The following is a 10560-nucleotide window of genomic DNA, read 5'->3' on the forward strand; positions in this document are numbered from 1 at the left end:
TCCCATTGGCAGTGGTGCTATTGAGAGTTTAATTCGCCAAGTTGTCAATTTAAGAATGAAAGGAAATAGTAAATTTTGGTTGAAAGAAAATGCAGCAAATGTTGTTACACCTCCGTTGTCAATGGATGGCTGGTAGTTGGAACAATTTTTGTGATTCAATTTTAACTTCTTTCCTTAAACCAAAAGCTGTTGGATAAATTTTATACTTAAGGCTGCTTCTTGTCAGACTTTTTGTGATAAAAAATACTTAAACTTCCTAGTGTGTAATTAGATAGTTTATTTCAGAAGAATGAAAATATTACCTATTCTATCTTTTGGGAATATATCCAAAGGATAATTTCTAGTGAAAACACTTTAAAGTATAGTGATTTAATTGACTTATCATTTCAGTATATAAATTTGCGATCGCTGCCGTCTAACTTGCATCGCATTGCTCCCTTTGGCTATTCTATTTATGAAATGAGCGAACCGACCGTTAATAGCAAGGGTTTGGGCGTTTTATAATTTAGGCTATTTTTTCATCAATATCCTTATACAGCAAGGGTTTTAGGAATACCGTGCGTTTACCATATACTTAGAGTATAGTGTAATGATTTGCATTTAGACTATTCTATCAAACTTAAATTACTCATGAATTCGCTGCCTGACAACCTTGCTGCTACGCTGAAAGATGCTTATCGTGTTTGTGATTTAACTCCACTTATGGGTAAAGACTTGCGTTACTTTAACCTATCAAAAGTACGAGACAATTTAGCACTTGCAAGTGTAAAGCAAGCAATAGAAGATGAAGATATAGAGCTAAAGCCAGGCAAAAAGTATGGCAAAATTCTATTTACAGGACATCGAGGTTGTGGAAAAAGTACCGAGCTAAGACAGATTCAAGACTATGGGGTATCGCAGGGATATCAGGTAATTTATATCGATGCAGCAGATGAAATAGATATAAATGACGTTCAATATACAGATTTATATTTGGTAATTGTAAAACGAGTAGAAGAAGAATTACGCAAATTGAAATTGAAGTTTGATCCTAAACTTCTAAAAGATTTTGAGGATTGGTTCAAACAAACTACTAAGGAAACTGAAACTAAATTTAATAAATGGTGGGAATCAACCGCAGGTATAGATTTCGCACCTGAGATTCCCCTTGTGGGTAAGATAGTACTAAAACTCTTAGGTGGAATTAGAGGCAATGAAGAGGATAAAACAATTATTCGGCAAACTCTGGACAGAAATGCTCCAGACCTAATGAAGCTAATTAATAATTTATTGAATGATGCTTCCATAAAATTGAGACAGAAATATACTCAATTTTATGGATTTTTGATTATATTTGATAGTTTAGATAGGGTTAATACATCAACTGGTAAACATTTATTTAAAGATTATGGAAAACAACTTGAAATCAACTGTTTTATAATCTATACCGTGCCGATTTCAATCATTCACTCGATTAATCTAGAATCTGATTCTAGTTCTTCTTGCATCATGCCAATGGTAGATATCTATAAGTATGAAGCCAATAAGTGTTATTTAGAACATGATGAAGATGGTCTAAATGCTATGGCAAAGTTGATTAAGAAGCGAGTCAAAACTGAAGCTGTATTTGAATCAGAGGAGTTATTGCTAGAGTTGGCAAAAGCCAGTGGAGGACACGTGCGCCAGTTAATGCAGTTGATGCGAATAGCTTGTACGATTGCTAGAGCTAGCAGTCGCGAACAGATAACTGTAGAAGATGTCACGGAGTCTATTCAGAGGGAACAGCAGATTTGGGAGAATCAGATTCCTGCGGAAATTTCCTATCAGTCCCTAGCGGAGGTGTGCTTAAAGAAAAAACTTCCGAAAAATCCCGATATACCAGAGATGCTATACCGAAACTATATTCTAGAATACGGTGGGAGTAAGATTAAGCGATGGTATTATGTTAATCCTCTATTAATGCAAGCTGATGATTTCAAAAAAGCATTGCAAACTGCTCAAGAACAATAGAAAATTAACTAATGAATCCACCAAGTGAGCCTATTTATACTATAAATGAGCGAAATCAACAACAATTTCAGGAACTATTAACATTTATAGACTTTGCCGAACCGGGAAAATTTACACTTGGTTTTCTTGAAATTGATTCTGCTAGATATAGAGACAGCTTAATTGAAGAGCTAAAACAACATCCTCAGTGTCAAGATAATCAGTTAGAAGTTTTCGATTTTCCCGCTCAAAACTTGAGGTTCCTCAAAGATGAGATTGTAAAAAAGCTATCAATAGTTACCATTGCTCCTCAAAAAAAGTTAGTTATTACTTTAATAAACCTAGAGAACTCTATTGGTATTGAAGGAGAATACCCACCTCTTTTACAAGACCTCAACTTTGTACGGGATGCTTTCCTTAGAAGTGTGCCATATCCTCTCCTGATTTGTTTGCCAGAATACGCTATTACTCGTCTTGCTAAATTTGCACCTGATTTTTGGGCATGGAAATCTGGTATTTTTGATTTTGATGTAGATACATTAGATATAGATAGTGAACTAGATTTTTCTGAATCTGAATTTATTCCAGACCCTAAGCTTAATTCCTTATTAAGTAGGGAGAGAGATTATCAAGAATCAGATAAAAATAAAGATGATTATATAGAACTTTTAACATCTATAGGAAAAAGATATACAGAGTTAGGAATTTTTGAAAAAGCAAAAGAGTATTTAGAAAACGCGCTTAAACGTTTTGAAAAAAGTATAGAAAATAGAAAGGATATCAGTAAAATAAGCCTTAAGATAAAAGTCAATGCTCTATTAGCACTAGGAAATATCTGTGACTTACAACGTCAATTTGAAAAAGCATTAAAACATTATAGAGAATCCCTAGAAATTTATCGTTTGTATGTCAAAGAGGATAATATACTTTTACCAATAATATTATGCAAAATTGCTAGAACTTGCACCCAAAAACAAGAGTGAGAACTATCACTTGATTTCTATATTAAAGCTGAAAAAATATATGTAAAAAAACGCCTTAATAAGAAGGATATCGATAGAGAGAATTTAGCGGAAACACTTCTCGATATAGCTAAAGTCTATCTTTTACAGGAAAAATTCCCAAGAGCAATTGCTTATTGTGAATCTGCCTTAGATATATATGAAGAAGAACCTAAAATTGATAAAGGCAAAGCCGCAGCCTTATCTCAAAAAGCTGATATTAAAATTAAACAAGCTCAACTTGAAGAAGCAGAGAAGCTTTTTCGAGATGCTATACATCTTTATAAAAAAAATAATGATAAACAAGGGCAGGCAAAAACAGAAAGAAAATTAGCAGATATTAAAGCTCAACAAAACCAAAAAGACGAAGCTATTGCTTTATTTAAGAGTGCCTCAGAACTTGATTCACAGCTGCCTGAGATCAAAGGTATTGTGGCCCAAATAAATCAAATAGATGAAGCTATCAGCCACCACAAAATATATCAATACCGCAACCGCAAAACCTTACTTAATAAAGTGAGAAATTATTGGGTTGACGGCGTGTTGAAAACTTCATTACAAGGTAGAGTACCGATTGAAATGGGCATGGAGGAAGCATTTGATTTAGTAGAAACAGCTTCGAGAATGATATCGGAACTTCTTCACTACCAAGATAGACCTACTCTACCTCCTGGTACTAAAGTTATTAATAAACTTGACCAAATGGGAGAGGGAGCAACACTCCTGATTGTGGGAGAGCCAGGAGGAGGAAAAACAATAACTCTGCTGGAGTTGGCTTGCGATTTAATTACCCGTGCAGAGCGAGACATAAATCAACCGATTCCAGTTGTGTTGGATATATCCTTTTGGGAGAAAAAGAAGCAAAAATTTGAGGATTGGATTGTCCAGGAACTTACTACCAATTATCAAATTTCCGAAAGCCTCAGTAAAGATTGGCTCAAAGAACAACAACTCCTACTGTTACTCGATAACTTGGATGAACTTAGCCCTAAGAGTCGAGAGTTATGCATTCAAGCCTTGAATCAATTTAGTAAAAAATATGGACAGACGCAAATCGTAGTCTGTAGTTGCATTAGAGACTACCAAGTTCTTTCAAACCGTCTAAAGTTTCAAGATGCAATTTACCTGCGACCTCTTAAATACGAGCAAGTTTATCACTATCTTGTTAGTTCCGGTTCTGAACTAGCAACAGTTAACACAGTGCTACAAGAGGATACCGCACTACAAGAGTTAGTAAAGACACCCCTGATGCTTAGTATTATCATCCACGCCTTCTGGGGAATGTCAGTTAAAGAATTATCAGAGATATATTCGATTACAGAACGCCGCAGGCATATATTTAATACTTATGTTGAACAAGCTTTCTATCATCGAAGTGCTAGACAGCCATATTCTAAAGAGCTAGTTATTAAGTGGCTAACTTGGCTAGCTAAAAGAATGTCGCAAAAATCTCAAAACATATTTTTAATAGAGCATTTACAACCCTCTTGGCTACAAACCTCTATACAGAAGTGGATGTACCATCTTGGAGTAGGGTTAATTAATGGAGTAATTGGTGGGGCGATTGGTGGGCTAATTGGTGGGCTAATTGGGCAACGGATTACAGTAGTGATTGGTGGAGTAATTACTGGACTGATTGCTGGATTCATTGGAGCAGTGACAGAAAAAATTGAGCCAGTTGAAACACTCAAATGGTCTCAAAGAAAAGCAGTAATTGGGCTGAAGAATGGTATGGTAATAGGATTTAGTGTTGGGTTATTTGTTAGCCTTTTTGGTGATATAATAGGTGTCTTTATAAGTGTTGGACTAAGTACTCTTCTGTTTTTTGGGCTGCTTGGAGGAACAACTGGTCTAGTAACCAATGGATTGAGTGGACCTCAAATTGATATAGAAAAAAGGAAATTTCCTAATCAAGGTATTTGGCAGTCTCTGGTCAATGCTGTAATTCTTGCTCTAATCAGTATGCTGTTGAGTGGACTTATTAGTGAAATTAGTGGACAAGCTCTTGGTCTGGTTGCTGGGTTAATTGGTGGAATGATAAGTGGATCAATTGTAAGTATTGCTAGCATTCAACACTTCCTTTTGCGCCTCATTCTCTGGCAAAATGGATCTATTCCTTGGAACTACTCCCGATTCCTTAACTCCGCTACAAAACGTATGTTTTTACAGAAGAAGTCTGGTGGGAGCTACATCTTTATCTATCACTTACTGCAAGAGCATTTCGCTTCGTTGTAGGGCGTGTTTTGTAGCTAAATAACATCATAGTAATTGTAACGACCTGCAATACTAATCGCTCAAACCTGCAATCAAGACATTTTCAAACCAGGATTATTTGCAACTATAATTACGCTTCAGCCAGGATTAATTGCAACTGAGCCAGGATTAAATGCAACCAACCTGCAATCATCGGTTTCAACCAGGATTATTTGCAACTATAAATACTTCCATTTTCCCAATCGTTTTCAATCCACTCAAAGCGGCAGCCCCGCCGCCAGCATTTGTTCCTGCAACTCACGCGATCGCGCTGGGTCGAGTTGTCCGCGAAACAGTAATTTAATTTCAGCAGGTTTAGCATTAAACTGTTCCGCCAAGCCCCTCACGTCATAACCATGCCGGGTTAAGGTGGGTTCTAAGTCATCAATTTGCTTAGATAAAACGGACTCAATAATCGCCGTGGTGATAGGTTTTTCCCCAAAGAGGTATGCAGCCTCGAATGCGAGTGTCAAATGTTGCTCGATTTGCAGAGGTGTCCTCAAGCGTATGGCAAGTAGCTCAATGGCTTCCGCCGACAAGATATCACTTATTTGAGTATCTTCAACAATGCATTTAGATACTAACCATTCAATATATTCTCGCTGGCTACCAACAATACCCTCCAAAGAGAAGACCGTTGCTCGATATCCAATTTCTTCCATAGTTGGACGGCGTAAATCATTTTTCAGTTTGGGATGACCAGCTAATACCACTGAAAGTGTGCCACCACCATCTTCAACTACTTCGATTAAACGTTTGAGTCCCGTCAAAGTACTGTAATGTAAGTCGTGAGCCTCATCTACAAACAGCGCCACGGGCTTTTTACCTTTTCTAATCAAGTCGCGCAGTTCCCGTTCCCTTTTTTCGCCGTCTTTTGGGATTTTGATTTCTTTATCTGTGGATAAATCGTAGAATAAGGCAGCAATTAGTGTTGGTAGCGTCGCTCGGTCTTTATCCACAGAAAGGGACTTTGAGACTAGAATCTTACCTTCTTTCTCCAAAACATCAAACAAACGTCGCAAAGTGGTCGTCTTCCCACACCCGATAATTCCAGTTATGGCAACCAACTTCCCTGAATGAATTGCGACTTTAATATCCTTAAACATTTGTTTTTGGTGGTCTGTCTCGTAGTACCCAGCCTTGGGGAATTCCCTAACCAACCGAAAATGTTCCATGACTTCAGTGAGCATTATGTTCCCCTCCTTTATTTGAGTGGAAATACTGCCGCACTCGTTCAATAATCACTTTTTTATTCAAAGTTTCAGCTAGCAATGCATCAATGAATGCCAACTGTTCAGTAGATAATTTCGCCAAAGGTTTAGCGAGATAATCTGAAATTGCTCTTTTAGCAAACAATATAGTGGGATAAGTAAATTCTTGGTATGGGTCGGGGTCGTTAAAAGGTGTGACGGTTGGCGTAAGTTCCTTGTACTTATCTACTAGAAATTGTAAGTCCGCGTTTTTGTCTAAGGCTGTCCGTGGCAAGCCCAACTTTTTAGCCAAATCGGCAATTTTATCTGCCCTTTCTTCGGTTTTAGTTTTCTTGTGTTTGCGATAGCGATGTAGTGGGATGGGCCCATCAACCGGGTAAAATGGCCCGTAGCGGCGATCGCTAAACTCAACGTATAGCTCGTTGTCAAATAAACCCCACCAAAGGACGACGGTTTCACCAGCCAAGTCTGGCTCTACCTCGTAAGCTACGCCCTCAATTGATACTCTGGCGTCCGTTCCTACCTTTCTACGTTGTGGTTCGCGGGCAAAGTTACAGAATCGCTCCCAACTACACATTGAACGTAAACCAGACTTGGGTATATTTCGCAACCAATCTTCTATCCGCGAATGTGGTTCTATGCGGTGTGGTTTGTCGTTGTAATGCAACAAATATTGGCGTAACCACAAGTTAGCTTCAACGTCGCTTTCCGGTTCGTGAAAGTGATACAGAGTCTCGTGAGCTTCTTTGACCGTCCGAAACGGTCTTTCCACTTTACCTTTGGAGCGAGCTGTTACCCTGCGACCATCCTTACCCGCAGGCATGTGCGTAACCAGCTTGATTCGCAAGCAATCCATCACATTTTGAAATACATGGCTTTTAGCAATTGGTCCGTTGTCGGTGTAAATCATTTCTGGAATCCCATGAAAGGGAAATCCGTCAGTTGTTTTCACCGTCATCGCATTAAATAAGAAACGTAATGCAGCTTCAACATCCTCCCCATAAACACAGTGATATTCCTGGTAACATACGCCACTACGGTCATCAACAATGCTGTACAGCATCAGTAGTGGATTACCCTTACCCGGTTCCACCCATGATGGCTGTTTTACGTGTTTGAGATCCGATGGGCTGAGGTCGAAATGCCAACATTCGTTGCTGTATTCTGCTTGAAAACGCACCGCAGGCGGTTGCCTAGTCATACGTTCAGTGTCGTACCCCCAGGTTTTCAAATAATAATTGACAGTACTTCTAGTCAATGCGCCTTTAGGCGGTTGGACAAAACCATCAGGTGTCTCCATCCCAAATTCTTCCAACAGTTCAATTGCCCGTACTGTAGAGACATGTCGCCCTTTTTTGTTACTAGTACGGATTTTCATCGCCGCGATGACCTCGCAGTAACGTTCCATTTCTGAGAGTGAAAGCTTTCTGGGTGTCCCGCTATCTGAGCGGTTTATAGATTTTGGACGTGATGAATTACGCAACGCCCGATATAACGTATCAGTTGACACTCCATACAGTGCGGCTGTTTCTTCAATGAGAATTCGACGCTCTTGGCAACGACTAGGCAAACCGTCGAGGCGGTGGCGTAAATTGATGAGCGCCTCTGTCGGGATTTGCTTATGTACCATGTTAGGTATTTATCTCTGCAATGTAGTTGTAGAGCGTTGGTTTGGAAATTCCCATCAACTTACATATTTCAATAATGGTGTGTTGTTTTTCGGTATAAAGCTTTACTGCTAATTGACGTTTAGCTGGGTCAAGGGCTTTTGGTCTTCCTCCCCTGTGACCGCGCTTACGCGCTGCGATTAGTCCAGCAGTTGTGCGTTCGCGGATTAGGTTGCGTTCAAATTCTGCCAATGCGCCAAATAAATGGAAAATCAACCTACCACTGTTGTTTGTGGTAGTAATGGATTCTTGTAAACTAGAAAGCCCAATTCCTCGCTGGCCTAAAGTTTCCATCGTTTCAATCAGGTCTTTGAGCGACCTTCCCAGGCGGTCGAGCCGCCATACCACCAAAACATCACCAGTTCGTGCTACCTCCAATGCTAGAGAGAGTCCAGGTCTTGCTGCTTTTGCACCGCTTATACGGTCGGAGTAAATTTTCTCGCAACCAGCAAGCTGCAAAGCATCCATTTGCAGGTTCAGATTTTGGTCATCTGTTGAAATTCGGGCATAGCCTATCAACATACTTTGAACCTCAACAAGTACATATACTCGTTACATAAGTGCGTATGTTGCCTTTGATATAATTACCGAGTTTCGTTACTAAACTTGATTCGGTTTCTGATTCGCAATCTGGGTGGTAATAACGGTTAAAAAAACGACCGTTTATTTTACCTTATAGTTGCAGATAATCCTGGCTGAAATTTAAATAATGCGTGTTTGTAAGTTAGGGCGTTTTTTGAGAAAACTGTCTTGCCTACAGTTTGACTGGACTTTCGGTTAGTTGCAAATAATCCTGGTTGAAACGGATGATTGCAGGTTGGTTGCATTTAATCCTGGTTCAGTTGCAATTAATCCTGGCTGAAGCGTAATTATAGTTGCAGTTAATCCTGGTTTGCTCAGGTCTTGATTGCAGGTTTGAGCGATTAGTATTGCAGGTCGTTACAGATATTTCCAAACCTTGAAGATTGGCAAATCCAACAACACTGTATTTATGACCGCATGGGGTGTTTACTCTGTCTTGTTCAACTTCAACCGCTTTGAGTCTTGCCAAGATTTCAGTTTGCTGCTGTTGTTGCTCCAATAAATATTGTTCTTGCTCTGCCAAGTGTTTAGCTAGAGCAGCGAGTAACTGTATTTGTGTCATCGCAGTTTCATTATTTGAGGCGGGTTTTGTCCAGCCCAATTTATCTTGAATCCATGCCCGAATGCCGATGGTGTTGAATGAACGGCATACCAATCTGGCTTGAAGTGTGCAGTATCGTCCTGCATCGTAAGCGTAATATTCTAAGATGATTGCGATGGCTATATCTGGGATTCCGGCGGTTCTCCATTCGGTTAGGTTAACACCGTAAAATCCTGATTCCATAAGCATTTGAGCCAGTTTAGAGGGTTCCAGGTTAACACTGTCTAAGGTCTTGAGAATTGCCGCAGCGCTGACCCCAGCCAGTCTTGCAGTTGCTCTAACACTGGCTTTCGCTTGACCATTAGCGTCAACTTCAATCTCTTGAGAGATTTGTTCGATAATTTCGGTGATTTGAATTTGCGACATAATTTTTAGTTGTGTGATGAAAAAGAATTAAACATTTACCCGCACCAAACTTTTTTCACCTACTAATGAGAAACGATTCCATATAATCGGTGATTGAGTTAAGGTTGGCGACACCAATTCAACAAGGTAAAACCAAGAATTATTCACCAGAGCTATTCCCAAAATGAGACGCTGTTTTGCGTCATTGCCGTAAGAACATAGGATTACTTTCTGCCCCAAAACAAAAGCGGGTTTTGGTACGGGCAAGGTTACTAATTCTCCAGTTCCGATGATTTGATATTGTGTGACATGAACAATTTCATTACGACAATCAATTGAATAAATCCAGCATTCGTGTTTCCATTGAATTCCACAGCAATAGCCGAATGTTTTGCTGGTTCTCAGGTAAACTCTTTCTAGTAAATTGACTTCAACTGATGGTATTGTTTTCCCCCAAGGAGGGGAGAGATACCAGCTAGTTTTAAGCACGTTAACGTTGTCAATCATGAGTTTTTCTCTTGTTGAGATAAAATTATTTTCAGTCGTTCAAAAACTAGTGCAGCGCATTGAGGGACAATGGCATTCCCTAAAGCTTTGATTTGCTCTGCGTATTGTCTTCTAATGGTTTGGTATTCTGCCCAAAGTTGGCGATATTCTGCAAGCTCTTGTTGCGTAAGCGCTGCAATTTCAGTACAATTGAGCCGACTGAAGCTGGGGACTGTGGCAGAGGTGAGCCAATAATCAAGTCCGGTGTGGGTAAGGAGACATCCGTCCAGCCCTGTGGTACGCCAATCATCGCCTCTACTAACCCAAGTTGCTAGTTACGCGGGAGTGCGATCGCACGTGACCACTTAAGCAATAAAATGCCCTCCAGTCAGAAAATTCGGAGGGGCATATGTTAAATGAAACAATTGCGATCTATGCGATCATCG

At 39.7% G+C, this 10560-nt stretch carries 9 protein-coding genes and 2 pseudogenes; 5 read left to right on the plus strand and 6 right to left on the minus strand.

Annotated elements, in window-relative coordinates:
* From LC605_RS27600 to LC605_RS27615, 5 genes and pseudogenes are all read left to right on the plus strand, one after another.
* Positions 1-197, plus strand: a pseudogene (locus tag LC605_RS27600) (ISLre2 family transposase); the annotation flags it as partial.
* Between the two features lie 433 nt (positions 198-630).
* Positions 631-1989, plus strand: coding sequence for an ATP-binding protein (locus LC605_RS27605; RefSeq protein WP_229550675.1), 1359 nt, complete (start codon positions 631-633; stop codon positions 1987-1989).
* A gap of 11 nt (positions 1990-2000) precedes the next feature.
* Positions 2001-2951: a tetratricopeptide repeat protein gene (locus LC605_RS27610; RefSeq protein WP_229550676.1), complete on the plus strand. Its 951-nt coding sequence runs from the start codon at positions 2001-2003 to the stop codon at positions 2949-2951.
* A 69-nt stretch (positions 2952-3020) separates the two neighbouring features.
* Positions 3021-3362: pseudogene (locus tag LC605_RS34415) on the plus strand (tetratricopeptide repeat protein); the annotation flags it as partial.
* A 39-nt stretch (positions 3363-3401) separates the two neighbouring features.
* Positions 3402-5204, plus strand: a complete 1803-nt coding sequence (locus LC605_RS27615; RefSeq protein WP_229550677.1) for an NACHT domain-containing NTPase — start codon at positions 3402-3404, stop codon at positions 5202-5204.
* A gap of 236 nt (positions 5205-5440) precedes the next feature.
* On the opposite strand, the gene LC605_RS27620 is transcribed toward LC605_RS27615, so the two are convergent.
* The 6 genes from LC605_RS27620 to LC605_RS27645 all read right to left on the minus strand — a co-directional run bounded on the left by LC605_RS27620 (position 5441) and on the right by LC605_RS27645 (position 10424).
* A complete protein-coding gene (locus LC605_RS27620; RefSeq protein WP_229550678.1) occupies positions 5441-6412 on the minus strand; it encodes an ExeA family protein in 972 nt (323 codons plus the stop codon).
* Positions 6402-8048, minus strand: coding sequence for an IS481 family transposase (locus LC605_RS27625; RefSeq protein WP_229550682.1), 1647 nt, complete (start codon positions 8046-8048; stop codon positions 6402-6404). Before LC605_RS27625 ends, LC605_RS27620 begins: the two co-directional genes overlap by 11 nt.
* 16 nt (positions 8049-8064) lie before the next feature.
* The gene (locus tag LC605_RS27630) at positions 8065-8622 is read right to left on the minus strand and encodes a recombinase family protein (RefSeq protein WP_190883877.1); all 558 of its coding nucleotides are present in this window, start codon (positions 8620-8622) and stop codon (positions 8065-8067) included.
* 316 nt (positions 8623-8938) lie between these two features.
* Positions 8939-9649 (minus strand): hypothetical protein, encoded by a 711-nt coding sequence (locus LC605_RS27635; protein WP_229550679.1) that lies wholly within the window; start codon positions 9647-9649, stop codon positions 8939-8941.
* A 27-nt stretch (positions 9650-9676) separates the two neighbouring features.
* Positions 9677-10135: a DUF1392 domain-containing protein gene (locus tag LC605_RS27640; RefSeq protein ID WP_229550680.1), complete on the minus strand. Its 459-nt coding sequence runs from the start codon at positions 10133-10135 to the stop codon at positions 9677-9679.
* 79 nt (positions 10136-10214) lie between these two features.
* Entirely contained in the window at positions 10215-10424 is a 210-nt protein-coding gene (locus LC605_RS27645) for a hypothetical protein (RefSeq protein WP_229550681.1), read from the minus strand.
* Positions 10425-10560 lie beyond the last annotated feature (136 nt).

Origin of the sequence: Nostoc sp. CHAB 5836, assembly GCF_020829445.1 — a bacterium.
Classification (GTDB): Bacteria; Cyanobacteriota; Cyanobacteriia; order Cyanobacteriales; family Nostocaceae; genus Nostoc.

Coding starts and splice junctions, on each gene's coding strand:
- LC605_RS27620 (WP_229550678.1), bottom strand. CDS start 6,412: ATGCTCACTGAAGTCATGGAACATTTTCGGTTGGTTAGGGAATTCCCC.
- LC605_RS27645 (WP_229550681.1), bottom strand. CDS start 10,424: ATGATTGGCGTACCACAGGGCTGGACGGATGTCTCCTTACCCACACCG.
- LC605_RS27610 (WP_229550676.1), top strand. CDS start 2,001: ATGAATCCACCAAGTGAGCCTATTTATACTATAAATGAGCGAAATCAA.
- LC605_RS27635 (WP_229550679.1), bottom strand. CDS start 9,649: ATGTCGCAAATTCAAATCACCGAAATTATCGAACAAATCTCTCAAGAG.
- LC605_RS27630 (WP_190883877.1), bottom strand. CDS start 8,622: ATGTTGATAGGCTATGCCCGAATTTCAACAGATGACCAAAATCTGAAC.
- LC605_RS27605 (WP_229550675.1), top strand. CDS start 631: ATGAATTCGCTGCCTGACAACCTTGCTGCTACGCTGAAAGATGCTTAT.
- LC605_RS27640 (WP_229550680.1), bottom strand. CDS start 10,135: ATGATTGACAACGTTAACGTGCTTAAAACTAGCTGGTATCTCTCCCCT.